General features: G+C 59.0%; 23 protein-coding genes. 3 read left to right on the plus strand and 20 right to left on the minus strand.

Annotation, left to right across the window (positions count from 1 at the left end; genetic code table 11):
- Positions 1-32 precede the first annotated feature (32 nt).
- Positions 33-1,376: an NAD(P)/FAD-dependent oxidoreductase gene (locus QKD99_RS08700; protein ID WP_347951229.1), complete on the minus strand. Its 1,344-nt coding sequence runs from the start codon at positions 1,374-1,376 to the stop codon at positions 33-35.
- 233 nt (positions 1,377-1,609) lie between these two features.
- On the opposite strand from QKD99_RS08700, the gene QKD99_RS08705 reads away from it, so the two are divergent.
- Complete coding sequence (locus QKD99_RS08705; protein WP_347951230.1) at positions 1,610-2,923, plus strand: class I SAM-dependent methyltransferase; 1,314 nt, start codon at positions 1,610-1,612, stop codon at positions 2,921-2,923.
- Positions 2,924-2,949: 26 nt separating this feature from the next.
- Here QKD99_RS08705 and QKD99_RS08710 read toward each other — a convergent pair whose 3' ends face one another.
- The 4 genes from QKD99_RS08710 to QKD99_RS08725 form a co-directional block, all read right to left on the minus strand.
- Positions 2,950-3,858, minus strand: coding sequence for a Dyp-type peroxidase (locus tag QKD99_RS08710; protein ID WP_347951231.1), 909 nt, complete (start codon positions 3,856-3,858; stop codon positions 2,950-2,952).
- A gap of 583 nt (positions 3,859-4,441) precedes the next feature.
- Positions 4,442-4,606, minus strand: a complete 165-nt coding sequence (locus tag QKD99_RS08715; protein ID WP_347951232.1) for a hypothetical protein — start codon at positions 4,604-4,606, stop codon at positions 4,442-4,444.
- Positions 4,607-4,620: 14 nt separating this feature from the next.
- Positions 4,621-5,322, minus strand: a complete 702-nt coding sequence (locus tag QKD99_RS08720) for a YceI family protein (protein WP_347951233.1) — start codon at positions 5,320-5,322, stop codon at positions 4,621-4,623.
- Positions 5,323-5,325: 3 nt separating this feature from the next.
- Positions 5,326-5,667 carry a hypothetical protein gene (locus QKD99_RS08725; protein ID WP_284814802.1) on the minus strand — a complete coding sequence of 114 codons (342 nt, stop codon included), beginning with the start codon at positions 5,665-5,667 and terminating at the stop codon, positions 5,326-5,328.
- A gap of 130 nt (positions 5,668-5,797) precedes the next feature.
- Between QKD99_RS08725 and QKD99_RS08730 the strand changes: the two genes are divergently transcribed.
- The gene (locus QKD99_RS08730) at positions 5,798-6,181 is read left to right on the plus strand and encodes an RNA polymerase-binding protein RbpA (protein ID WP_023021567.1); all 384 of its coding nucleotides are present in this window, start codon (positions 5,798-5,800) and stop codon (positions 6,179-6,181) included.
- 79 nt (positions 6,182-6,260) lie between these two features.
- On the opposite strand, the gene QKD99_RS08735 is transcribed toward QKD99_RS08730, so the two are convergent.
- From QKD99_RS08735 to QKD99_RS08745, 3 genes are read right to left on the minus strand one after another with little or no spacing between them, the layout of a single operon-like run.
- Complete coding sequence (locus QKD99_RS08735) at positions 6,261-7,154, minus strand: polyprenol monophosphomannose synthase (protein ID WP_347951234.1); 894 nt, start codon at positions 7,152-7,154, stop codon at positions 6,261-6,263.
- Between the two features lie 5 nt (positions 7,155-7,159).
- Complete coding sequence (lnt, locus tag QKD99_RS08740) at positions 7,160-8,689, minus strand: apolipoprotein N-acyltransferase (protein WP_347951235.1); 1,530 nt, start codon at positions 8,687-8,689, stop codon at positions 7,160-7,162.
- Positions 8,689-9,291, minus strand: a complete 603-nt coding sequence (locus tag QKD99_RS08745) for an FxsA family protein (protein WP_347951236.1) — start codon at positions 9,289-9,291, stop codon at positions 8,689-8,691. Before QKD99_RS08745 ends, lnt begins: the two co-directional genes overlap by 1 nt.
- An 85-nt stretch (positions 9,292-9,376) precedes the next feature.
- Between QKD99_RS08745 and QKD99_RS08750 the strand changes: the two genes are divergently transcribed.
- Positions 9,377-10,162 (plus strand): precorrin-3B synthase, encoded by a 786-nt coding sequence (locus QKD99_RS08750; protein WP_347951237.1) that lies wholly within the window; start codon positions 9,377-9,379, stop codon positions 10,160-10,162.
- 14 nt (positions 10,163-10,176) lie between these two features.
- On the opposite strand, the gene QKD99_RS08755 is transcribed toward QKD99_RS08750, so the two are convergent.
- The 12 genes from QKD99_RS08755 to QKD99_RS08810 all read right to left on the minus strand — a co-directional run bounded on the left by QKD99_RS08755 (position 10,177) and on the right by QKD99_RS08810 (position 24,136).
- Positions 10,177-10,923, minus strand: coding sequence for an SDR family oxidoreductase (locus QKD99_RS08755; RefSeq protein ID WP_347951238.1), 747 nt, complete (start codon positions 10,921-10,923; stop codon positions 10,177-10,179).
- Complete coding sequence (locus QKD99_RS08760; RefSeq protein ID WP_347951239.1) at positions 10,923-12,050, minus strand: Xaa-Pro peptidase family protein; 1,128 nt, start codon at positions 12,048-12,050, stop codon at positions 10,923-10,925. Before QKD99_RS08760 ends, QKD99_RS08755 begins: the two co-directional genes overlap by 1 nt.
- Before the next feature lie 32 nt (positions 12,051-12,082).
- Positions 12,083-14,899, minus strand: coding sequence for an RNA helicase (locus tag QKD99_RS08765; protein WP_297846397.1), 2,817 nt, complete (start codon positions 14,897-14,899; stop codon positions 12,083-12,085).
- A gap of 21 nt (positions 14,900-14,920) precedes the next feature.
- Entirely contained in the window at positions 14,921-15,916 is a 996-nt protein-coding gene (gene tatC, locus QKD99_RS08770) for a twin-arginine translocase subunit TatC (RefSeq protein WP_284868005.1), read from the minus strand.
- 207 nt (positions 15,917-16,123) lie between these two features.
- On the minus strand, positions 16,124-16,387 hold the full coding sequence (tatA, locus tag QKD99_RS08775; RefSeq protein ID WP_005324774.1) for a Sec-independent protein translocase subunit TatA: 264 nt from the start codon (positions 16,385-16,387) through the stop codon (positions 16,124-16,126).
- 96 nt (positions 16,388-16,483) lie between these two features.
- Positions 16,484-17,440 (minus strand): WYL domain-containing protein, encoded by a 957-nt coding sequence (locus tag QKD99_RS08780; protein WP_347951240.1) that lies wholly within the window; start codon positions 17,438-17,440, stop codon positions 16,484-16,486.
- A 2-nt stretch (positions 17,441-17,442) separates the two neighbouring features.
- Positions 17,443-18,429: a WYL domain-containing protein gene (locus QKD99_RS08785; protein ID WP_347951241.1), complete on the minus strand. Its 987-nt coding sequence runs from the start codon at positions 18,427-18,429 to the stop codon at positions 17,443-17,445.
- Positions 18,430-18,465: 36 nt separating this feature from the next.
- Positions 18,466-19,881, minus strand: coding sequence for a Pup--protein ligase (gene pafA, locus QKD99_RS08790; protein WP_347951242.1), 1,416 nt, complete (start codon positions 19,879-19,881; stop codon positions 18,466-18,468).
- 2 nt (positions 19,882-19,883) lie between these two features.
- On the minus strand, positions 19,884-20,075 hold the full coding sequence (locus QKD99_RS08795) for a ubiquitin-like protein Pup (protein WP_204609071.1): 192 nt from the start codon (positions 20,073-20,075) through the stop codon (positions 19,884-19,886).
- Positions 20,076-20,119: 44 nt separating this feature from the next.
- The gene (gene dop / locus QKD99_RS08800; protein ID WP_347951243.1) at positions 20,120-21,652 is read right to left on the minus strand and encodes a depupylase/deamidase Dop; all 1,533 of its coding nucleotides are present in this window, start codon (positions 21,650-21,652) and stop codon (positions 20,120-20,122) included.
- Entirely contained in the window at positions 21,649-23,214 is a 1,566-nt protein-coding gene (arc, locus tag QKD99_RS08805) for a proteasome ATPase (protein WP_347951244.1), read from the minus strand. Before arc ends, dop begins: the two co-directional genes overlap by 4 nt.
- An 85-nt stretch (positions 23,215-23,299) precedes the next feature.
- A complete protein-coding gene (locus tag QKD99_RS08810) occupies positions 23,300-24,136 on the minus strand; it encodes a tRNA (adenine-N1)-methyltransferase (RefSeq protein ID WP_005324783.1) in 837 nt (278 codons plus the stop codon).
- Positions 24,137-24,156: the final 20 nt, after the last annotated feature.

The following is a 24,156-nucleotide window of genomic DNA, read 5'->3' on the forward strand; positions in this document are numbered from 1 at the left end:
GCAGGTGGGGCGGCGATGCGAGCGAGGAGTTATTACTTCTCGTTCTTGTTAATGATATTGCGTGCGATGCGCTGCTGGGGGGTGATCTCCAGATTGCCGCGGTCGCGGGAGAGGATATTGGTTGCCCAGTTAACCAGCACGGCCAAGCGGCTGCGCAGACCAATAACGTAGGTCAGGTGCAGGCCAAGCCATGCTACCCAACCGGCAAAGCCACCGAACTCGGTCTTGCCCAGCTTAACGACGGCGTTGAAGCGCTTGACGATGGCCATGGAGCCCTTGTCAAAGTAGTCGAAGGCTTCCTTCTCATTAGCGGTAGATTCCTCGTCCACCTTGGCCTGAATGAGCTTAGCGACGTGCGCGCCACCCTGGATTGCAACCTGTGCCAGACCCGGCAAGCGGTTGAGGGAGATCATGTCACCGACCATGTAGACGTTATTGTGCTCGCCCACGGTCAGGTCCTCGTTCACGGAGACGCGACCTGCGCGGTCTGCCTCGACGCCAGCCTGCTCTGCAACCATCTTGCCCAGTGGGGAAGCGGCCACACCAGCAGACCAGATCTTGGTAGCACCCGTCAGGGTGGTCTCCTCCTCGGTCTTCATGTCCTTGTAGGTGACGGTGTCCGCGGTTACATCGGTCACCATAGCGTTCAGGTGCACCTGTACGCCTTCCTTCTCCAAGGTGCGCTGAGCCTTGCGGCCTAGGCGCTTACCAAATGGCGGCAGTACCTGTGGGGCGCCATCGAGCAGGTAAATCTTGGCAGAGGTGGTGCCGTAGTTGGAGTAGACATCGTTGAGGGTACGGTTTGCCAATTCGGCAATCTGGCCGGTGAGCTCAACGCCGGTTGGGCCAGCACCAACGATGATGAAGGTGAGCAGGCGCTCGCGCTCTGCGGGGTCGTCGGTAAGCTCAGCCTTTTCAAACGCCGAGATGATGCGAGAGCGCAGCTCCAAAGCATCGTCCAAGGTCTTCATGCCTGGGGCGAATTCAGCGAAGTGGTCGTTGCCAAAGTAGGACTGACCGGAACCTGCGGCGACAACCAGGGAGTCATAAGCATAGGTGCGGGAGAACTCGTCCTGCTCGGCGGTCACCGTCTGATCCGCCAGGTTGATATCAGTTACCTCAGCGTTGACGAAGTGGACGTTGTCCTGATCGCGCAGCAGCTGGCGGGTGGAAGGGGCAACCTCACCGGCAGAAATCATGCCGGTTGCTACCTGGTACAGCATCGGCTGGAACAGGTGGTGGTTCTTCTTATCGATGAGGGTGATTTCCACATCGGCGTTCTTCAGCTTCTGAACGGTGTTGAGACCACCGAAGCCGGCGCCGACCACGACGACGTGGTGACGGCCGCCGTTAGGACGATAAGGGGTATCATTCATGGATTTAATGCGACCTTCCTTAAGAAAGCTAATGTTTAGTACCCATACAGTCTAAACACTTCAAACAGAACGCGCATACTTAATGACTGATAAACTTCCGCCGCTCCGTTGCGGTTTCCGTGGGAAGAACCGGCGCGGCCGTGCGGAGCGCCTAAACCGGGGTGCGCACAAAGCTGACTAAGGTTGTTCCGGATAGTGACTTCCTCCGCCCACCAAGGAGCGCACCTGGCATTATGACTTTTACCCGCCCTGAGCATTTGAGCTCTATCGATGCAGAATCCTGGCCCAATGTGGCTACGGTGCCCGCACCTCGTTGGCCTGGAATGAAAGCCCGCCGGGCAGAGGCTGAATTTGCCAAGGCCTGCGATGATGCCGGACTAGAACTAGACCTCGAAGCCGAAGGCGGACCAGATCTCAAGGTGGGGCATGATGCCTTGTTTGAGCGCATTGCCGCTAGCGGCTGGCTGGGATTTACGGAAAGTTATATGGCAGGAGAGTGGACCGTTACCTCTTCCTCGCAGCTGGTAAAGGTGCTCGGCCGCCTATTGGGAGTGGGCTACCTTCCCAAAGCCAAGATGCTAGGTGCTGGTAATTCGGAGCCAGGGGAGCTGCCGCTGGAATTGGTTCGGCTCTATGCCGGCGATGGATTAAGCCATGTAGGTGGGATATTTTCCAGTGGTGTACCGACCACCATTAGGGAAACGGTGGAAAGCTATAGCCCCAAGGCCGGCCGCAAGGAACCGAAGAGCCACTTCGTCGATGTCACGACGCTGAGTGAGCCCACAAGTGTGGACAGGGATGATCTGGGAGATGCACAGCGCCGCGCAGCGGATTGGCTGCTAGACGCTACCCGTACCGGCGCCGGAACCCACCTGTTGGTGTACCCGGCTGCCGGAATGCAGCCCGCGATGCGGGCGACTAAGCGGCGCGCTACAGTAGACGTTTTGACAAGTGATGTGGACCAAATGAGCCACATGCGCGAGGCCCTCGTACTAGAGGGGGCAGACGATTCCATCCATGTCGAGCGCATTCCCGGCGTCGTCCCGAACCCCAAGCAGTGGCACGGGCACTATGACGCCATCGTCACCGTAGAAAAGATAGAACAACTCAGCCCTAGTGAGCGCAAGGAGTACATCCGCGCAGTCGACCGCTTCTTGACGCCTAATGGCCGGGCAGGAATCCAGTCCATCGTGGCGACCGAGTCGATGACTGAGGCCGGTAGGGCCTCGCTTCAGGCTTTGCGAGCCTATGTGTGGCCGGGGTTGGACTATCCGCTCACCACCGAAATGCACCAGCTAGTAGATAAGAACTCGAACCTGCGCATCGTGTCCGAAACACACGTGGGCACCCATTACCTGGAGTCCCTGCGTCAGCAGCGATCCTTTTTTGATGGGCACCTACGGGAGGCAGCGGCCGCTGGATTCGACCCAGTCTTCCGCCGCTTGTGGACCTTCCAATTTGCCCTCCGCGAGGCCCTTATGACGCTCGGGATGATTGACTCGGTGCAATTTGGGTTGGCCCACCGCAACCGCGGGGGTCGGCGTTAGGCGGGCGGCCGTAAGGCGGGTGGCCCTTAGGCCAGCGGCAGCTCGTCGAAGTTCTTCATCAGATCCGCGCTGGGCACAAAGAAATTGGTGCCTGTAAGCGCGGTGGAAAAGTCCAAGATGCGGTCGTAGTTTCCCTCCGGCTTGCCAATGAACATATTGCGCAGGCGCTCCATGACGTTTTCTGGGTCCTTGGCATAACCGATGAAGTAAGTACCCATCTCACCCGCGGCGAAAGAGCCAAAGACCATGTTCTCGCGGTAAATATCTTCCTCTAGGTCATTGAGGGCTACGTGAGAATTAGTGGGCTTGGTATCGTCATCCAACTCGATATCGTCGGCCTTGGTGCGGCCGATCACCTTTTCTTGCTCCTCGGTGCTCAGCTCGTTCCACTTGGCTAGGTCGTGGATATATTTTTGGACGGTGACATAGGAGCCACGGGGGTAGTCGGCGTCGTCGCCAAGCAGCACGGTATCTAAAGCCTCTTCGGCGAGGGGATTGGCGGTGCCATCCACAAAGCCCAGCAAGTCGCGCTGGTCTAGGTACTTGAAACCTTGGGTCTCATCGATAACCCTGGCGGCATCGCCCAGCTGATCCAGTACTTGGCGGGCCATCTCATGACACAGGTCATAGTTATTTGCACGGAAGTGGAGAAGAATATCGCCTGGCGTGGCCGGGGCCTTATGCGCGGCGTCAATTGCCTCAAATTCCTTGAGGCGTTCCGGCATCGGTGCGCTGGTCAGACGCGGCCACATGGAAGCACCAATGCCGACTACGGTATAAAGCTCGCCTTCGGTGTAGCGGAAGTTAACGGACTTAAACAGTCCGGCAAACCCCGTGAGCATATCGCGAGTGGCTTGCTCACCGCCGTCCTTGATCTCAAGGACAAGAAAGAGAGCTGCGCGGGAAGGCTTATCTACTACGTGCTGAATTGTCATGGTGTCAATTTTACGCACTCGTCTGCCTTTCAGGACGCCAGCGGGGTGGGATTGCCCCTTGGTGGAGGCCATCTCAGGACCGCGACAGCAAGCCATGTACGACGATAGAGCAAAGAGAGGGAACCGCACCCATCTTTAAAGTGACATAATGTACATTATCGGACAATTACGGATATCCGAAGGCCATCGTGTATCGCTCCCATATGCGCCCGAGCGCTAACTCATCTTTCCGGCCCATCTATTGGACCCCGGTTCAGCCTCCTTCAATTTCCACGCGATGTTACGGCGCTTTGCTTGGCGGCGCCCCGCGGCCTTTGCCGCGCCCTCCGCCGGCTGCCAGACTCAGGCGCATGTATCGATTCCGGCTTGTAGCTCATTGGAGTTCAGCTCTGTGACAGCCGGCCCCATCTGTCTTTCCGGACCTCTTCATTCCGGGGCCAACTATTAGTGGCGGCGTTTTGCTCGGCGACCGAAAATACTGATATCGGCAAAGATATGCCCTTCTAGCGGGGTCAACTACACCACTATATAACGTCACACTGACGTTATTCGGGGAAGTTCCCCCAACACCGTGAAGGCCTAACTAGCGATTCCGGTAAGCGCTCCTCAGCTGCCAGATAGTCAACAGCGCCAAAAGAACCGAGATGGCCACAATGACCCACATCTGTTGAACGGCTACGAAAATGGTAAAACCGATGACGACGACGAGGCGCAGCCACATAAACGGGATAATCTGACGGGAATTCACAGGCTAGGCCCTCGCTAGTTCTTCTCGAAAGAAATACGGAGATTTACTTCGCCCTTTTCCTCGACCTTCGCGGCGAGCATCTCCGGGGTCTCTACGCCGTAATCAAGGCGATCAACTGGCACGGTGCCGCCGATAACGATCTGGTCTCCATCGCGAAGGACGTCAAAATCTTGAGTGATCTCGTGCGTCTTATTCTTGATCGTCAGATCGCCGGTGAGCTCAACCTTGCCAATGGTGCCGTCATCAGGGACGTCGGCAAGCGAGGCCGGCTTAGTCAGCTCAAAAGAAGACTCCGGGAAAAGCTGGGTCTCAAAGAGCTTGGACTTCATGTTCTGGTCGCGGACCTTCTTATCCGTGGTCAGCTCGTCCATATCAACGGTGACCGTGGCTTTTTTCAGGGTGGAATCAGAAATATCCGCCTGGCCGGTTACCTCCGTGGTTGATCCCGATGTGGTGGTCTTTTCCGCAGGTAGAACCTCATTAAAGGTAAAACCAACCGAAGTATGGTTATTGGCACGGCCCTTGGCTACCTCCCAGGTGCCATCGAGCTCCGTTGATGCGGCCTTTGCGCCGTCGCCGGAAACCGGTTCGGTCTTTACTCCGGCGCCCTTGAGGAGCGAATACACCATCGGGCCAATGGCCACGGCGGTGAGCAACACAATCAACACCACAAAGATGGTGATGACGAGCTTGCGGTTATAAAAAAGCTTTTTCATCTTCTATCGAAGTCCTTCTAGACGTCGCGCCAGGGCAACAAGCTCTTCGCACAAACCGGCAAGCTCCTGCGCACTAGCGCCTTCCTCCGCGGCGGTGTTGATATCTTCTGCGGAACAACGTAGTTCAAAAAGTCCGTCGCGCAAACTCTCTGCCTTGTCTGGAGTAAGGATCACGGCATTGGCGGGAATTCCCGTGCCACTGACGTTATTTCTTTGCTCATAAGCCCGCTGCTTGCAGGAGGCGCTGCAAAACTTCCGTGGCCGTCCCCTACCGCCTTGGTCAATGTCCTTCCCACACCATTGGCAGGAACCGACGTTGCGTTCACGACTAGCTGTACGGATCACCCGATACACTTTAGTCCATTTTGGGCGGGCTGGGAACAAAGACGCGTGGGTGTTCGTTATAATTAGTAGCTCTCAGGCGAAGTTTTGCTTCGCACTCAATCAGGGATCTCTTTGAAAAGGATGATGTTGCATGGCAGATCGCGTACTCCGTGGCAGCCGTATGGGCGCAGTCAGCTACGAAACCGACCGCGACCACGACCTCGCACCGCGCCAGATGGTGAAGTACCGCACCGAAGACGGCGAGATTTATGAGGTGCCTTTCGCGGATGATGCTGAAATCCCTGAAGAATGGATGTGCAAGAACGGCAAGCTGGGCCACCTGGTAGAAGGTGAAGGCGTTGAGTCTAAGCCCGCTAAGCCACCACGCACACACTGGGATATGCTGCGTGAGCGTCGCTCCATCGAGGAGCTCGATGAGCTGCTTGAAGAGCGCATTAACCACCTGCGCTCCCGCCGCCGTTCCGCAGCCCGCCTCCTGAAGGAACAGCAGGAGCAGCAGCAAAAGAACTCTTAAAGTTCTGCGGCAGCCAAAAGGCCCGTACCTCCCTAGTCTGGCTAAGGGACGGTACGGGCCTTATGCGTTGCGGTGGCGCCTACTTCTTCAGCTGCGCAATCTGGTGCTTTGCCAGATGCCCGATCTCGCTGGCGAAGTCAGAGACCCAGCCGGCGCCCTTACGGGCCTGAACGCCTAGATCGTGAATGGAGCCGTCCTTGACTTCACGGTTGACCAACTGGGACACGGCGCCACCGAAGTCCTGCAGCTGCTCAGTGCGATGAGCAACGCCCCACTTGGTGACCTCGAGCAAGGAATCCTTCACGAAGGAACCGTCGAGCTTGGACTCGCCATATTCGCGCTCGGTAAATGTAATGGGAACCTCGCGGACGTCAAAGCCAGCCTTGACAGCACGGAAGGCCAGATCAACCTGGAAGATGTAACCGGCCTTGGACAGCTCATCAAAGTCGATGGACTCGAGCAGCTCGCGGCGGAACGCACGGTAACCGGCGGTCATATCGGACAGCCCAGCGCCCAGCGCTACGGAGATGTAGATATTGCCAAGGCGGGAGAGATACTCACGAGTTGCCGGCCAGTTCACGGTCTCGCCACCCGGGATATAGCGGGAGCCGATAACCAGGTCCGCGCCCTTGTCCACCTCTTCCAGCAGCAGGTGAAGCTGTTCCGGGGCATGGGAGCCGTCTGCATCCATCTCACACAGCACCTGATAGTCGCGCTCCAATCCCCACTCAAAGCCGGCGATATAAGCGCCTAGCAGGCCGCCTTTGCCCTCGCGGTGGAGAACGTGGATGTGGTCATCCTGTGCTGCGAACTCATCGGCCTTGTCACCAGTTCCATCGGGAGAGTTATCGTCCACGATGAGGATATGGACCTCTGGGACCGCCTCACGGACGCGTCCAGTAATGAGAGGAAGATTTTCGATCTCGTTATAGGTCGGGATGATGACCAAGGTCGAGGATTCAAGCGTGCTCACAGTGTTTATGCTCCTACGTATGTATCTGTGCCGGAGCGGCGCGGGGTGCGTCGCAGGCGGTTTGTGCGCAAAGCTACCAGTGCGCAGACTGTTCCAATAATAACCATGAGCCATTGCAGGGGCGAACCAAACCTCACGGAAAAGGTCTCGCCGCTACGCAAGGGCAACTGCTCTACCAATGCCTCCGGCGTGAAAATCTCCGTGGACTGGCTAACGTGTCCATCTGGGTGAACAATGGCGGATACTCCAGAGGTCGCCGCCACCACCACGGCTCGGTCTGTCTCCATGGCACGCAATCGGCTCATGGCCAATTGTTGGTAGGTCATATCGGAATAGCCAAAGGTGGCGTTATTGGTGGGAGTAGTCAGTAGTTGTGCACCATTTTTCACCGACTCCCTAAAGGCGCTATCGAAGGAAACTTCGTAGCACGTTGCCACGCCAACCGGCACGCCCGCCATGGAGACAACGCCTGGGCCGTTACCGGGCTTAAAATCGCCGGCGAGGTCCACATAGTCAGAAAACTTGGCAAAGAAATCCCGCATGGGCATGGTTTCACCGAAGGGCTGCAGGTACTTCTTATAGTGATGGTCTCCCACCGTATGTCCGGGAGCAAAGACCTGCATGGTGTTGCGGGCTCCCACCTCATCCCGCGTGGCGGTGCCGACCAAAACAGGTGCATCTATCGCATCGACGGCACCACTGATCGCCGAGGCTGCCTTTCCGTCACGGAATGGGTTGATATCGGAGGAGTTTTCGGGCCAGATGACTAGGTCGATGTCCTTGTCGCGCGATGCCAGCTTCTTTGTTTCGGCCACGTGGTTGTTGAGGACCGCCTGGCGTTGCCCGGCAAAGTCTAGGCCCATGCGAGGTACGTTTCCTTGGATTGCGGCAACCTTTGCTTCTCCGACAGTGGAATCGTCTCGGTTGATTCCCAAGCCTGCCACCGTCGCGCTTGCAAGGGGAAGGATAGCTGCTAGGAGTGCGGCGCTCTTGGCCTTCCATCCGCGTTGAATCAGGAGCGCAGCGAGGCCGCAGCCGCACAACACTGTGGCTGCGGTAATGAGCGAGGTTCCGCCCCACGGCGCCAGGGTGGCTAGCGGTCCGTCGACTTGTCCCCAAGCCAATTTCACCCAAGAGAAACCGCCGAAAGGTACCGAGGAACGCAGCACCTCCACCGCGAGGTAGAAGAACGGGAAGGCAATAAAACCGTATTTCCACCGCGCTACCGCCGCGCCGCCAAGGCCCAGCACAATGGCGTATACCGAAAGCCATACGGCCAAAGCGATGTATGGCCCGCTGCCCACCAATTCGCCGATCCATGGCAGCGTCAGCAGGTACAGCACGAGCGAATGTGTTACTGCGAGAAGCGCGCCCACACGGGCGGAAACGTGCCTAGTTCCCCACGGCAGCAAGCTCGCGTACAGCAAGCCCGCGCCCACCACGGCAGCCCACCACCAGCCACGGGGCTCGATGGCGGCATACGTGAGCAGACCAGAAAGACCCGCCACTACGAGGCGGGCAAGAGTCAGCATCACTAGCTCTTTCCGCCCTTGGACTCGCCACCGGAGGGACCGAAGTCATCTGGATCCAGGTTCTCACTCCAGCGGCGGATCTCCTCCTCATCCAACACCTCATGCGGGCCAGCATCCTGCGTGCTGGGGTGCCCGCTTTGGGTTGCTTGGCCACGTCCAAAGGAGCCAAAGTCGCCATAAGAGTCGTGCTGCTGCGCCATTGGGGTGGCCTCGTAGATCTTAACGCCCATGTTTTCGATCTTGCGGTACAAAGAGGCCGCCATCATCGTGCGGAAAACGGCGCGGGTCGGCGCGAAGATAAAGAGGGCTCCGAGGATCGTCGTCAAGAAGCCCGGCAAAGAAAGCAACATGCCGCCTACCAAGGTAAGGCCCACATTGCTGGCGGTCTTGCCCACATTGCCGCCGCGAACCACGTATGCGCCGTCCCCAGTGCGTTCGACCTGCTTTCCCATCAAACGGCGCACTTCAATGCCAGCGATGGACATTCCGAAGAACATGGTGATAAAGAGTGCGATAAGCGCCCAGCCAACACCGATCCATTGAGAAACGGCCCAGAAGGTCAGGGTCTCTGCGACCATGTAGAGAGCAAAATACATAAACGGCATGGCCTCAGTCTAACGAGGCAGACTGATAAAGTGCTGGCAACACTCATGCGCGAAGGTGCAGCCGCGGCAGGTTAAACTAGTGCGCATGTTTACTCCTGCGCTTTTTGAAGACCCCCAGTACGGCACGTGCATCCGCATCCACGTTGCCGGTGGCAGCACCCACGCCCAGGATTGGGTTACTTTGGCGCAGTGCGCCAGTGCTTGTGCGGATGGGTATGTCTACATCGACCGGTTTTCCGCAATCGAGCTGCGCAGTATTAAGGATGCGGAGGCACTCAATCAGCAGCTCCAGCAGTTGCAATTGCGCGCCACGGCGATGCCGGTGCTGGCTTCGCCTTTGTCAGCGGAGGCCAAGCAAACGGCCCAGGACATCGCGGCCGAGCTGGAAGCGACGGAAGGCGGTCCCGGACTGGCCGTTATCGCCCACGACGACGTACCGACCGGCGCGGCCGCAGTCAGCCTTAGCATCGACGGGGACGGAGCCCTGCGCCTTGAGTGTTCCCCGCTTGGCGACGCCCCCTCTGCCCCACTGACTCCACAGGCTGCTGCCCAGCACTATGAGGAGGTACTCCAGAACTCGGATTCCGCTGAGCCTAAGGCATCCGCCCTGGCAGAACCAGGCCCCATTGGCTGGTTAGATGATCATTTGCCTGCGGGCGTTGTCGACCTCGGCGCGGGCGTGCACCGCGGCGCCATCCCTGCTGAGTTTGCGCAGCTCATAGGCCAGTTAGAGGTAGACATCACCGTCACCCCGTGGGGCGGATTAGTCTTTCACAATATTGCCGAGGGTGATGCCGAAGTGGTGCTGCGCGTACTCGCCCCACGCGGTTTTATCTTCGACATCAACTCTCCCCTGCTACGCGCAGAGTAACGAGAGCGCAGAGTTTAGCGCGGCATATGCTGCCAGAGTGGGCGCGGTACAAGCCGCATGACCCACGCTAGGCCCTGCAGAGCCCGAGGAATCCACACGGTGCGCGAACGCGGCTTACCGCGCCGTGCATCGCGGTCAATGCAGTCGACTACTGCCTCAGCCACATCTGCCGGACGCACGGAAAGTGGCGCCGGCTTCATTCCTTCCGTCATGCTGCCGATGACAAAGCCAGGGCGCGCAGTAATAAGGCCTACCTGGCTGCCGTGCAGCTTGTCCGCCAGCCCCTGACAAAAGGCATCAAGACCAGCCTTGGTAGATCCGTACACGTAGTTTGCCCGGCGGGCCCGCCAGCCTGCTATCGAGGAAAAGGCGACGATATGGCCGCGGTGCATACGCTGGGAAACGAGTGTAAGCAGTGAAATCTGCGCGGCATAATCGATTGTGGCGATGTCGACCGCGTGGGAAGCATCGCGTTCTGCCCGCTGCTGATCGCCCAGGATCCCAAAGGCGACGACAGCAAGCTCAAGGGAGCCTGCCAGCTCTATGGCGCGCTCAACCACACCGGCATGGGACGGAAAATCTGCGGCGTCGAAATCAAGCAGATGAATGCTGCGCGCACCCGCCGCCCGGAGCCGGCCTTCCACGCCTTCCATACCGTGGGTGCCGCGAGCGGCGAGCACAATATCGTGGCCTGGGGCTACTCTCCTAGCGATTTCTCCGCCGATATCGCTACGGCCGCCTAGAATCAGTACGCCAGCCATTAGCGGACGTCACGCGGAGCTTGGTTCAGGGACTCGTAGCCATCATTGGTCAGCACCACGATGTCTTCCAAACGCATACCCCACTTGCCTTCCAAGTAAATACCCGGCTCAATGGAAAAGGCCATGCCCTCTTCCAAGGCGAGATCGTTGCCTTCCATAATGAAAGGCTCCTCGTGCGTGGACAGGCCGATGCCATGTCCGGTGCGGTGGACAAAGTAGTCGCCCCAGCCGGCTGCCGAGATCGCCTGGCGGGCAATGGCATCGATGTCTGCGGCGGTGCTGCCGGGGTGGGATGCTGCGCGGGCGGCAGCTTGGGCGTCGGCAAGCACGGCATAGGCATCCTGGAAATCCTGCGGGGCCTTGGAAAAATCCCCGCCCACTACGTAGGTGCGGGTGCAATCGGAGTGGTAGCCGGAAGGCAAAGTGCCTCCGATATCGACGACGACTGGCTCGCCCTCAGCCAACACGCGATCCGAAAAGCTATGGTGCGGGTTGGCGCCATTCGGGCCCGAGCCGACGATGACGAAATCGATAACGGAATGCTCCTGCAGAATGAGCTTTTCCAGTTCGTGGGCCACCTCGGCCTCGGTGCGACCGGCCTGCAAAAGCTGCGGTACCTGCGCGTGGACCGCGTCAATGGCATGGCCGGCCTTGCGCAGCTCAGTGATTTCAGCCTCGTCTTTGCGGGTAAAAAGCTCGGCTAATGCATAAGTGGCCAGTTCATAGCTGGCGTGTGGAAGCAGATTTTGGAAACGCAGCACGTGGTCTGCAGTCAGCGACTGTCCCAGCGCTACCTTGCCTAGTCCGTCGCCTGCGCCATGCAGTGCAAGCTCATAAGGATTTTCTCCGTCATTCCAGCCACGCAACTCTACATCTAGCTCACCTACTGGAGCAGCCTTGATATCGGTGATATCGGTATTAGGCGCGGCGATCCATGCATTGCCCTGCTGCGGCACGACCAAGACCGTCAAGCGTTCGTGGGAAGAAACCCAGGAGCCGGTGAGGTAGGCAAAGTCTGGTCCCGTGCCAATGAGGAGCAGATCGATGCCCTTGTCTGCAGCCGCCTTTTGGGCGGCGTGCAGACGCTGGGCGTAGACATCAGCGGAAAAAGTCTGAGTATCAGTCATACCCCAGAGTCTACTCGTCCGCGCCGCGGATTTTAGGCGCCAATGGCTACGACACCGCGCTGAATTGCGTCGATGGCCCGGCGGGCGTTGCGCTGAATTTCCCCGTCGTACCCCGTCTTAGCCACCTGTTGGAGCAGGTCAATAACTTGGCGGCACCAGCGGACAAAATCACCGGGGGTGAGCTCGGCGCCGGCTTCATTTGCCGCAGCCATGCAGTAGCCCAAAGGCGCCCCAGCCGCCCATTGGTGTACGGCCAAAGCGAATCCGGCCTCTGGTTCACGGGTGGGCGGCAGCCGGTGGCGCTGCTCATCAGCGGTAAGTTCGGTGTACACGCGCCACGTGGCATTCATAGCGTCAGCCATGCGCTCGGTGGCTGCTTCCGGTTGCCCACTGGTGGCCTTGCGGTTTTCGAAACAGCACAGGGAGGCAACACCGGCCAGCTCTGCGGGATCGAGTTCATCCCAAATTCCGCGCTTGAGGCATTGGGCGACGAGCAGATCGGATTCGCTGTGAATTTTGGCAAGGCGCTCGCCTTCCTCCGTGATCACCGGCGTGCGACCGGCACCGACCCCGGTGAACTCGACGTAGTCCATTTCTGCGAGGAGGTCCACAATGCGCTCGAAGGTGCGGCCCAAAGTATCCGTAGCTTTATTGACCTTGGATTGCAGCTTGTCCCGATCCCGCTCGCGCCGCGCCAGCTTTTGTGCCAGGCCCGCCAGCTGTTCGCGGTCAGTAGCCGGCCACTCGTGAGCTGGATGAGCACGCAGTGCGTCGCGCAACTGACCTACCCGCTTATTTGGCCGAGCGCGGGTGTGCGACTTCATGCGCTTAGGACGGTCAAAGTGTTCGCGGTGCAAAACATCCTGCACATATCGGGTATTGCGGCGCGGGTTCTTGCGCACCGGCTTGGGGATCTTGATGCTACCGACTTGGATCGGTGGGTTATTGATTCCGGCTGCATCGATACGGCCAGACCACCCGGACTCAGTGGTAATCCACGGGCGGGGATCCGCAGTTTGGTTAGCGGGAGTAACAACCGCGGCGAGAATAGGACGCTTCTTGCCGGGCATGGCAATAACATCGCCCAGCTGCAGGCGCCCCAGTACCGCGATAACCTCTTGGTTTCGTTGATTGGCACTATCGATTTTTGATTGCTTTTCTTCCGCTGTGAGCTCGCGGCGCAGGCGGACATAGTCCATGAGAACCTCGGCGGGATCCTCCCCGTCTTTAGCAGGTGGTGCAAGCGAGGCCACGGCATCATCGAGCTGGTTGCGCAGTTCTCGCACGCGATGCTCGGCGCGTTCAATCTCGCGAGTTTCCTCCACGACGGAGCCATCGGCCTGGAACTGCGCGAAAGACTTTTCCAAAAGGCGGAGAGAATCCTCGAAACCAAGCATTCCCAGCAAGTTGATCGCCATGTTGTAGCCCGGCGCAAAAGTGGAAATGAGAGGATACGTACGGGTAGAAGCAAGGCCAGCTACTTGACGCGGATCCATGGCGGGGGCCCACTGCACGACTGCATTGCCCAAGGTATCGATGCCACGGCGGCCTGCGCGGCCAGTCAGCTGCGTGTACTGGCCCGGGGTGAGATCGACGTGCGCTTCACCATTGAACTTGATGAGCTTTTCTAGAACCACGGTGCGCGCCGGCATATTGATGCCGAGTGCGAGCGTTTCAGTGGCAAACACGGCGCGGACGAGCCCGCGTACGAATAGGTCTTCCACGATGTGCCGGAAGGCGGGCAGCATACCTGCATGGTGCGCGGCAAAGCCGCGGGACAGGGCTTCGCGCCAGCGCTTGAAGTCTAGGACCTGCAGATCTTCTTCAGGGATACCCTCCACACCCGCATCGACGATCTCCTTGATCTGCTGCGCCTCCTCTTGGGAGGTAAGCACCATGCGGCTGCGCAGGCACTGATAAAGAGCGCCGTCGCAGCCGGCGCGGGAGAAAATGAAGGTGATCGCCGGAAGCATGTCCTGCGATTGCAATACCTTCAATACCTCTGGGCGGCCTAAGGGGCGATAGCGATCCTGCTGCCGAGCGGCGCCGGAGCGTCCCTTTCCCTTACCGTGGAATTCGCTGCGTCCGCCACCCTTGTGACGCGCACGCGCACGAAAGCCCTTGCCGGATTTATAGTCTGCGCGACCATCGTCGGTATCGCCGGCTTCAAGGCGCTGGATCCTACGCTCTAGCTCGGAGTTGACCTGGCCGCCAGATTCTGGCTCGAAGAGCGGATAAATCTTGCGCCCCAGCATCATCCACTGGTCGAGGGGAACTGGGCGGTGTTCGGAGACGATGACGGTGGTATCGCCGCGCACGGTAGAAAGCCAATCGCCGAATTCTTCCGAATTGGACACTGTGGCAGATAGGCCGATGATGGAGACATGATCCGCGAGGTTGAGGATGACCTCTTCCCACACCGCGCCGCGGGAGGCATCAGCCAAAAAGTGGATCTCATCCATGACCACGTGGGTCAAGCGATCGAGGGCCGCGGATTCTGCGTAAATCATATTGCGCAGTACCTCTGTGGTCATGACGACGATCTCTGCATCAGAGTTGATCGATACGTCGCCGGTGAGCAGGCCTACGGCTTCTTCGCCATGCTCTTCCACCAAGTCGTGGTACTTCTGATTGCTCAAGGCTTTAATCGGCGTCGTATAAAAGCACTTGGTTCCCCGGCTCAGCGCCAAAGAGACAGCAAATTCGCCCACGATGGTTTTGCCGGCGCCGGTCGGCGCGCAGACCAGTACGCCGTGACCGTCCTCCACGGCTTGGCAGCCCTTTACCTGGAACTCATCCAACGGGTATGGCAGGGCTGCGGTAAAAGAATCCAGATGAGTTTCAGTCATGACTCCCCAGGCTACCCGTGCCTAGAGGACATCGTCGAAAAAGCCGCCGCCGGTCGACGGAGCGTCCTTGCCACCGGTGGTCCACGTCTGCTGCGGCTGCTGCTGTGCCTGTTGTACTGGCTGTGAAACGGATTGAGTGGGGCCCGGTGAAGGGTTTACTCTGCTCGGCGCCTCGACAGGGGTTGGCCCGCCTATGGCTCCTGGTCCAGCGCCAAGTGGCGAAGCAGTCTCATCATCGAGATCCATCCACTCGGGGCGTTCGCGCTGCATGCGCTTATCGTGGAGGCGGCAGAACTGGAATGCGATCTCGATGAGCAAGATCAGTGAACCAGCCAGTACCACCATCGAGAAAGGATCCTGGCCTGGGGTGACGAAGGCGGCGAAAATCATCACGACGACAATGATGATGCGACGCTTGTCTTTGACGTGTTCATATTCGAGCACGCCAATAAGGTTCAGGGACACGATAAGCAGTGGGATTTCAAAGCTGATGCCAAAGATGAGCAGCAGAGCCAGGAGAAAGTAGAAATATCGCTCACCGGTCAGGGCCGCTGTTTGATACTCGGCGCCGATACCCATGAGGAATTCCAAACCCACGGACAAGATGAAATAGGCCAGCACAGCACCGGCAACGAATAGGCCCACCGCGGCGCTGACAAAGCTCAACGTGTAGCGGCGCTCGTTCTTATGGAGACCAGGCACAACGAAGGCCCAGACCTGATACAGCCACACCGGCGAGGACAATACGGTGCCGGCCAAAGCGCCTACCTTCAAGCGCAGCAGGAGCATTTCGAACGGGCTGGTGGCCAATAGACGGCACTCGCCGTCCGCGCTGAAGGAGGCGCGCTTATCTGGGGGCAGCGCACAATACGGTTCTCGTAGAATTTCACCCAACGGAGACAGTCCGAATGGTGCTCGTTGGTACCAAATGAACCCAATGATGGCCCCGACAACAACCGCTAGCACGGAAATAATGATGCGACGGCGCAACTCCTGTAGGTGCTCCACCAAGGTCATCTCCCCGGTAGGGTTCTTTTGCTTGCGCGAAAAGCGCAGCTTACCCTTCACGCTCTTGCTTGCCTTCTGGGGAGATACCGGCTGTGACTGTGACGACATCAGTGTGGCTCTTTCAACGCAAAGAAGCGAACACTTCCCTACTGCACGGATTGCGGGTGCATATCCGCGCGCTGCAGGGGTGTTCGCGCGACGACAGGTTAGGGGCGTTTACTGCTGAGTATTCGTGTTGTTCTGCTGGCCCGGCTGCATGTCTGGTCGGTTCCAGAATTCCTCATCGGACTGCTGCTTCTGGTTCAGCTGTGCTTGAGACTGAGAACGCTGGGCATCCTCGGAATGCATCTCATTGACCTCAGACTTGAAGATGCGCGCGGAACGGCCAATAGAGCGTGCCAATTCCGGCAACTTCTTTGCACCGAAAAGCAAGACGATGGCAAGAACGATCAGGCCGATTTCCATAGGTCCTAGGCTCATGGAGAAACCTCTTTCAACTAGTGCACCAGCATGCCGGAAAGCATCACCGCCGGCTTTTTGCCAGCGAGCAGGCGCAGTAAACGGGCAAGTAACTGGCTACAGAGTATAGCCGCTCAATGCAGTGTTTCCTCGCTCCGCAATGAGGTTTACCACGGATTGAGGAGCCACTACCCGCAACCTATCAGCCTGACCAAGGGCAAAGCGAATAAGCCAATCCACTGATCCCATAGGCATTGTTGCAGCTATTTCCCCATTTCCCAGGTCTTCGCCCAGACGCATATCGTAATACTCAGCCAGCCACGTGAATTCTTGGTTAATTGCTAGTTGCACGGTGTCTCCATCGCCCAAATTAAAGGGTGAGGAGGCATCAAAGTCGAGTTCCTTCAGGTGCGGCTGAGCCTTTTCCTCCGTGAGGCATGCGCTTCTAATGCGGTCGATGCGAAAGGTGCGATGGGCTTGCTTAGCTTCTTCCCACGCAGCCAAGTAAGGCTCAGAATCGACAATAAAAATGCGGGCTGGATCCACCACCCTCTCGGATTCTGCATTCGAAGAAGCACTCCAGTAGTGCAGCCGGATCCGCTTTCGTTCATCAACCGCCTGGGACAGAAGCGCCTGGATATCCGTCTCTTCAGGGGCTGGAGTAGATAGCGAATCATAAATGGCGACAGTCCTTTCATCCATAATGCCGCGCAGCTTCGCGGCGGCGGAATCGACCGCATGGGCGTCGATAAGCCCAGGCATCGCCTGCAAGGACTCCAAGGTGAGAAGCAAGGCACCGGCTTCGGTTGGGGTGAGCCGCAGTGCCTGGCTTAAGCCTTGATCATTATGGATGGTTACCCCATCGCGATAGCTAAAGGAGAGATCGATGAGGTCTTCGGTATTGCGCCCCGTGCCGGAGCAAAAGAGGCGATCGAGAGCTTCCTTCAGCTCGCCGGGTTCCATACCTAAGTCCTTGGCCGCTTCCATGGGCGTCTTGTCGGGATGATTCTTGAAGTACGGAATCAGGTTCAAAGAGCGCACGAGCGCCTGGAGCTTCTGTGATCCGTCAGCCATGACTAGCGTCCTTCCTGCGAATGTGCTGCCCTGCGCAAAAGGGAAATGACCTCCTGGCGTACCTCGGCTGGTTCCACCACTTGTACCTCCGGCGCATACCCAGCCGCGGTGCGTACGAGCCAGTCCTTATCCACCTTGCGCAGCATCACCGTGCCGTCGGGCTGCTGCTTGCCGGCATCCATAAGCTCCCGCGCCTGCCCCTCCGGGATGACAAGGCGCGCATCCACCTTTTCCCCTCGTTGCAGTGCACGCTCTACTAACACCTGCAAATCTTCAGTTGGATTGGTGTGCTCCGCGGGATCGTGCGAGCGTTTGATGTCAGAGACGCGGAGGGCCCGAAAGACGCGCGGTTCGTTGCGGTCCACATCGAATCCCACGAGGTAGATGCGGCTGTCTCGGTTGACCACTCCCCACGGGTCCATGACACGGCGTACCGGCTCAGTAGCCGGATTAGCACGGTAGGAAAACGTAATGCGCAGCTGATTGCGCACCGCAGCGAGCACCGCGGTGATGATTTCTGGGGCGAGTCGCGTGATGTCATTGACCGCCGTGTATACCGGTGCGCCTGCGAGGTTGCGGGAGGCGCCGCTGGCAGCAATCTTTGTCCAACCCGACAGGGAAAAATCGCTTAAGCCTCCGGTGGTACCCACGCCTCCTGCAATGCCTAGAACCATGGCCTCCTCAGGGGAAAACTCCACCGGAGGAAGCTGGTAGCTGCTCGAGTCAAGGCGATAACGCGCACCATCTTCGCTACCGGAATGCACAATGGGCACCCCGGCGCGCTGGAGGGTTGCGATATCTCGGGCCAGTGATTTGGCGAAGGCTTCATCTGATTTATCGCCGTATCCTGCCACATGCCGGCGAATCCAGGAGGCGGTGCGATCCGGGCTACCGCCGGAGTTGGCGGCGCCCTGTAGCGCGAAAGAGAGGTTGGTGAGTCTTTCTACCGCCTCATCATGCCGTTTCGGCGCGGGGTTGTGTGCTGCCACGTGTTGTGTTGTCTCCCTGGTGCTGCTCGTATGCTTCTAGCTGTGGTGTAGACGCATATAGTCTAGCAACGCCTCGACCCGATCATCGTCGGCTACGAAGGGGTCTAGGAGCTCCTCGGTGCGTGGCTCTGGGCGGTTGACCTTGAGGCGCGTCCAATCAACGGTGACGTTGGCCCCGAGGCTACGCGCAGCGGCAAGGAACTGGCCGCGCAGCGCAGCACGGGTGGTGGCAGGCGCTGTGCCCATAGCTCGTTCAATCTCGGAGTCCGTGATCCAGCGTTCGATAAGGCCCTTGCGCAGCAAGACATGGTAGAGCCCGCGGCTCGGCCGGATATCGTGATAGGTCATATCAATCTGGGCGAGCTTGGGGTGGTCCCAGTGTCCGCCCAGCCGTGCACGGTAGCGCTCGAGCAGTCCCAATTTGATGACCCAGTCGATTTCTCGGTCCACGCCGGAGAAGTCTTGAGTCTCAATGGCGTGCAGCGTGCGCTGCCAGAGATCCACCACGCGCCGCATTTCTGCCGTGGGAGTTCCGGCGTCTTCGCGTTCTTCCAACCATTGGGTTGCGCGCTGGCATAGTTGCTGTTGGACCTCGAGCGCGGTGACGGCTCCCCCTCCGGCAAGCGGCAGTTCGGTCGAGCCCGTCATATCACGTGCGATGGCGCGGATATGGTGAATGGGTTTGTCGATGTCGAACTCCGGTAGCTCAAATCCGGCCTCCAGCATTTCCAAGATGAGCAGCGTGGAGCCAACCTTTAGCGCCATGGTGGGCTCGGCCATAGTGGAGTCACCCACGATGACGTGCATGCGGCGGAAGCGTTTGGAATCGCCGTGTGGTTCATCGCGGGTATTGATGATGGGGCGTGAGCGGGTGGTGGCAGAAGATACACCTTCCCAGACTTGGTCTGCGCGTTGCGAGAGCAGGAATTGGGCAGGCTTATCGCCCTTAGCGGGCTGCACCATGCCGGCGCCGCAGATGAGCTGGCGGGTAATAAGGAACGGAAGGAGTGCCAGCCCCAAATCCTTGAGCACCATGTGGCGGCTGATGAGGTAGTTTTCGTGGCAGCCGAAAGAATTGCCGGCCGAGTCCACGTTGTTCTTAAACAGGTACACCGCGCGCGGGTGCCCCTCTGCAGCAAAGGCCTGCTCTGCTTGTTCGCCCAGCCGGTTGACTATCGCATCGCCAGCGCATTCATAGGCCAGAAGCTGGCTCAAGCTATCGCACTCGGCGGTGGCTACCTCAGGGTGGGATCCGACGTCGAGGTACAGGCGGCTCGCGTTGGTGGAAAAGATATTAGAGGAAGAATGTTCCTGGACGATGGGCCGGAAAAGCACGCGCGCCACTTCATCGGGGCTCAGGGTGCGTTCTCCTGGGCCCGCGCTGGTGGTTAAGCCATATTCCGTCTCGATGCCCATGATGCGACGGGCGAAGACGGGGCGCTGGTCACTCACCCTTACTGCCCGCCTTTTTGGACATAAGAGCGCACGAATTCCTCGGCGTTGTTTTCTAGCAGCCCATCGATCTCATCGAGCAATTCATCGGTGCCGGTGGTATTAATGCTCAGCTGTGTGGAGGTAAACTCCTCCTCCCCCGTGGAGTCATCGCCGCCGTTACCGCCGGTGACCTGCGACTGGTGGGTTGACATGGTATGAACGTCCTTTCCTTCGCTTCTGCCTCGATGTCTGACTATTAGTTACGGTACTCGGGCTGGATACCGCTGTCAGTTAGTCCCTGAAGAAGATCCGCTACCGTAGGTGCGGCGTCGATGATCTCCTCGCACTGGGCGCGAGTCAGGCTGGTGGTCTCATCCATCGGAACCGTGGCCCAGGGTGCCGCGGTTTCCTCGCCTAACCGCACCGTGAGGCTTTGCCAGCTCGCGGCAATGATGTCCTCACCGAATTTCTGCGTTACTCGGCCGCGGAAATACGCCCGGGTGTCCTCTGGCGGAATGGTGGCGGCGTCTTCAATCTCTGCAGCGCTAAAGAGCTGCCGCATCTGACCTTTACGCACCAGCGCGTGGTGTAGCGACTTTGCCGGATCGATCTCCGCGTATTGCAGGTCAATCAGGCGCAGCTTCGGGTCGGCCGGATCGATACCTCGGTCGAGGTAGCCCTTGATCAAGCGATACTTCGCCACCCAATCCAACAGGTGCGCCGCCTGCATCGGGTCCTTTGCCAGAAGTGCTACGGCCTCGTCCCAAGCCGCAAGCACCTTGTGATCGGCTTCTGTGCGTGGGGTTACGCGGGCGCGGTATTCAGCGAGGATTTCTAGGGCGGTGAGATGGCGGGCGTCGGCAAGCTCGAGGCGATGCTGAAGGGAGAGATCGCGGCTGACGCGCGGGACCTCCGCCACGGCATCCTGCAAGCGGAGATCGCTAAAGTCCACACCCTGCTCAATCGCATCGAGCACTAGCGAGGTCATGCCTAGTTTGAGCAGCGTGGAGGTCTGCGACATATTCGCGTCTCCGATGATGACGTGGAGGCGCCCATAGTCCGCGTGCACCGCATGCGGCTCGTCGCGGGTATTGATGATGCCGCGATTGAGGGTGGTCTCCAGCGAGATTTCCTGCTCAATATAGTCAGCGCGCTGAGAGATCTGGAATCCCGGCTCCTCGCCAAATTCGCCGATCCCCATACGCCCGGCGCCGATGACTACCTGGCGGGCCACGAAAAACGGGATAAGCGCCTGCGCCATAGTGTCAAAGTCCGTGGCACGGGAGTACTGATAGTTCTCGTGCGAGCCATAAGACGCGCCCTTGCCGTCCACGTTGTTCTTGTAGAAACGTAAAGCAGGGCACGGGTCATGGTTGGCAAGGACAGACTTTCCTTGCTCAGTAAGGCCCGCTACGGCCGCTGCTGATTGCAGGAGCGTGGCGTCACCGGCGGCGTCGTAAAGCGTGGCATCCCAGGCATTGGTGCACTCTGGGGCGGAATACTCTGGGTGCGCGTGGTCGACATAAAAGCGCGCGCCATTGGCCGTGACCACATTGGCCACCCCGATGGCGTTGGGATCCACCACGGGCACGGTGTGGTAGCGCTTGAGATCGAAGCCGCGGGAATCGCGCAGAGGATGTTCCTCGGCAAAGTCCCAGCGCGAGCGCGCCCCAGTGTGCATAGCGGCATACGCTACCACCGCGTGCGTGGAAGAAATGATGGGCGAATACTCCGGCAGCTCCGGGGTGGCAATGCCGTACTCGGTCTCGGTACCTACAACGCGGCTCATGCGCTCCTCCTAGCGGTCAGTAGCTCCACCCGCTCAACGCGAGCACCAGCATGGTCTTGGGAGATGATCTTGGTCCACTCCTCGGGGTTGGTAGAGGTGGGCACGTACTCGGATTCCGCGCGCTCGGTCGCGATAGCCTGGAGCAAATGCTGCTTGGCGATGCCCCCTTCGCGCCCGCCTATCCCCTGCTCACTGCCCGCACGCTGTTGCAGTTCGTCCTTGATAGCCAGCTTCTTGGCGCGGGAGAGGATATTGGCAATCATCGCGCCGGAGACGAAGTCCCGGTAGTGCAATACCTCGCGCTCGCCGCTGGAAAAGTGCAGCTGCACAAAGGGGCGATCGGCATAAAGCTCGTCCACCGCAGTGCCGATAAGTTCCTCTAGCGTGCCCTGGTGCGGCACGGATTCTGCAAAGTGGCGGGCGAAAATCTCGCGGGCACCCTGTTTACTCGGCCGGTTAACCCGGATCTTGATATCGAGCCGCCCGGGGCGCATGATGGCTGGGTCGATGAGCTCCTCGCGGTTGGTAGCGCCAATAACGATCACATTGGAAAGGCTCTCCACGCCGTCAAGTTCTGTGAGCAGCTGCGGCACCACCGTGGTTTCCATATCCGAAGACACGCCTGAGCCACGGGTACGGAAGATCGATTCCATCTCATCAAAAAAGATGACCACCGGCCGGTCGGAACTCAGCTGGGCTAATTCACGAGCGCGCTCAAAGATGAGGCGGATGCGGCGTTCCGTCTCGCCTACATACTTATTGAGCAACTCTGGGCCCTTGATATTGAGGAAGTAACTAGGCCCATCACTGCCCAGTTGCTGCGCCAAAGAATGGGCCACGGCCTTAGCAATAAGCGTCTTACCGCACCCAGGCGGGCCATAAAGGAGGACGCCCTTAGGCGGCTGTAGCTCGTAGTGGTGATAGAGGTCCGGATGAATAAACGGCAGTTCCACGGAATCGCGGATCTGGGAAATCTGCTCATCGAGCCCGCCGATGTCCTCATAGCGCACATCGGGGACCTCCTCAAGGGAGAGCTGGGAGACCTCGGTCTTTTCCACCTTTTCCAGCGCGATGGCGGCCTTGGGGTCGACCAACACTATCTCGCCTGCTGCCACGCGGGTTTCCTCGCGCAGTGCCTGCGATAGCAACACCACTTTTTCCTCGCCAGAGGAGTTGGCCACGATAAGGCGGCTCTCTCCCAGGCGCTCCACCACGGTGGCGAGCTCACCCGTGCGCTCGGGCGCGCACCCTTCCACCACTACGAAGCCATCGCCCAAGCGAACCTGCTGGCCGGCCACTAGGCTGCCCGGTTCCACATTGGGCGAAACCTTAAGCTGCATCACGCGGCCGTTGGTGTAGACCTCCGCGGTGGTTCCCACCTCGCTGTGGGTAGGCGAATAGCCTAAGAAAACGCCGTAGGTCGATGCCGGCTCAGCCAGCGCGTTAAGCTCCGCAAAAAGCTGCTCCAGCTTCCCACGCGATTCCTTTAATAAGGCCGCCAACTTCTGATTGCGGGCAGCAAGCTGGCTAATTTGCCGCTTATAGTCCGTGGCTTCATCCATGCCCACTACTCTAACGCGGCCCAGTCGGCGAAAGAGGGTACTTGCGCTTTAAATTCTGAGCGCTGAGGTGAGCCTATTTCCAGCTTTACTTGCGGGCGCGGCGCTGCGGGCGCGGCGGGGTCACGCCATCGGCCAGGCGGCGGGTCCAGATAAGGAAGGCGGTATGCGCATTCATACGGTGCTCCGGGCGCGTAGCCAGGCCTTCAACCTTCCATTCGCGCACCAGTGATTCCCAGGCCTTAGGCTCGGTAAAGCACTTGAGCTCGCGGATTCCTTCCATGACCTTCATCAACTGCGGCACCGTTGCCACGTAGGTCATGAAAACACCACCGGGGATGAGGAGATCGCGCACGGTCTCCAAGTGCTCCCAGGGCTCGAGCATATCGAGGATCACGCGGTCTACCGGCCCACCCAAGTCCTCGGCGGTGACATCTCCTAAATCGCCGAGGCGCGGCGACCACCACTCGGGCTGCTCGCCAAAGTATTCCTTGACGTTATCTACCGCATACTCGAGGTGGTCATCGCGCACCTCATAGGAATACACATGCCCCTCTGGCCCCACGGCGCGCAGCAGGGACATAGACAGCGCACCGGAGCCAGCGCCGGCCTCGAGCACGCGCGCGCCCATGAAGATATCGCCCTCTACCAAAATCTGCGCCGCATCCTTGGGGTAGATCACCGCGGCACCGCGCGGCATGGATAGCACGTGATCCACCATCAGGTGGCGGAAAAGCAGGAAGGAGGAGCCAAGGGTGGACTCAATGACCGAGCCCTCGTCCATACCCACGATGTCATCATGGTTAATGATGCCCTTGTGGGAGTGGAACTGGCCTCCTTCTTCCAGAATAACCGTGTAGTGGCGCCGCTTGGCGTCGGTAAGCTGCACGCGGTCGCCATAGGCAAAGGGGCCGGAATAAGCCATGTCTCAAGACTCCTCGAGGT

Origin of the sequence: Corynebacterium sp. c3Ub_189 (assembly GCF_039907195.1) — a bacterium.
GTDB lineage: Bacteria > Actinomycetota > Actinomycetes > Mycobacteriales > Mycobacteriaceae > Corynebacterium.

What these genes read in the sequence shown, in the direction of transcription:
- dop (WP_347951243.1), bottom strand. Translation starts at nt 21,652, where the DNA reads ATGAGCCGCGTTGTAGGTACCGAGACCGAGTACGGCATTGCCACCCCG.
- QKD99_RS08705 (WP_347951230.1), top strand. Translation starts at nt 1,610, where the DNA reads ATGACTTTTACCCGCCCTGAGCATTTGAGCTCTATCGATGCAGAATCC.
- arc (WP_347951244.1), bottom strand. Translation starts at nt 23,214, where the DNA reads ATGGATGAAGCCACGGACTATAAGCGGCAAATTAGCCAGCTTGCTGCC.
- QKD99_RS08780 (WP_347951240.1), bottom strand. Translation starts at nt 17,440, where the DNA reads ATGGCTGACGGATCACAGAAGCTCCAGGCGCTCGTGCGCTCTTTGAAC.
- QKD99_RS08810 (WP_005324783.1), bottom strand. Translation starts at nt 24,136, where the DNA reads ATGGCTTATTCCGGCCCCTTTGCCTATGGCGACCGCGTGCAGCTTACC.
- tatA (WP_005324774.1), bottom strand. Translation starts at nt 16,387, where the DNA reads ATGAGCCTAGGACCTATGGAAATCGGCCTGATCGTTCTTGCCATCGTC.
- QKD99_RS08760 (WP_347951239.1), bottom strand. Translation starts at nt 12,050, where the DNA reads ATGACTGATACTCAGACTTTTTCCGCTGATGTCTACGCCCAGCGTCTG.
- QKD99_RS08720 (WP_347951233.1), bottom strand. Translation starts at nt 5,322, where the DNA reads ATGAAAAAGCTTTTTTATAACCGCAAGCTCGTCATCACCATCTTTGTG.
- tatC (WP_284868005.1), bottom strand. Translation starts at nt 15,916, where the DNA reads ATGACCTTGGTGGAGCACCTACAGGAGTTGCGCCGTCGCATCATTATT.
- QKD99_RS08750 (WP_347951237.1), top strand. Translation starts at nt 9,377, where the DNA reads ATGTTTACTCCTGCGCTTTTTGAAGACCCCCAGTACGGCACGTGCATC.
- QKD99_RS08700 (WP_347951229.1), bottom strand. Translation starts at nt 1,376, where the DNA reads ATGAATGATACCCCTTATCGTCCTAACGGCGGCCGTCACCACGTCGTC.
- QKD99_RS08730 (WP_023021567.1), top strand. Translation starts at nt 5,798, where the DNA reads ATGGCAGATCGCGTACTCCGTGGCAGCCGTATGGGCGCAGTCAGCTAC.
- QKD99_RS08795 (WP_204609071.1), bottom strand. Translation starts at nt 20,075, where the DNA reads ATGTCAACCCACCAGTCGCAGGTCACCGGCGGTAACGGCGGCGATGAC.
- QKD99_RS08755 (WP_347951238.1), bottom strand. Translation starts at nt 10,923, where the DNA reads ATGGCTGGCGTACTGATTCTAGGCGGCCGTAGCGATATCGGCGGAGAA.
- QKD99_RS08710 (WP_347951231.1), bottom strand. Translation starts at nt 3,858, where the DNA reads ATGACAATTCAGCACGTAGTAGATAAGCCTTCCCGCGCAGCTCTCTTT.
- QKD99_RS08765 (WP_297846397.1), bottom strand. Translation starts at nt 14,899, where the DNA reads ATGACTGAAACTCATCTGGATTCTTTTACCGCAGCCCTGCCATACCCG.
- QKD99_RS08745 (WP_347951236.1), bottom strand. Translation starts at nt 9,291, where the DNA reads ATGCCGTTTATGTATTTTGCTCTCTACATGGTCGCAGAGACCCTGACC.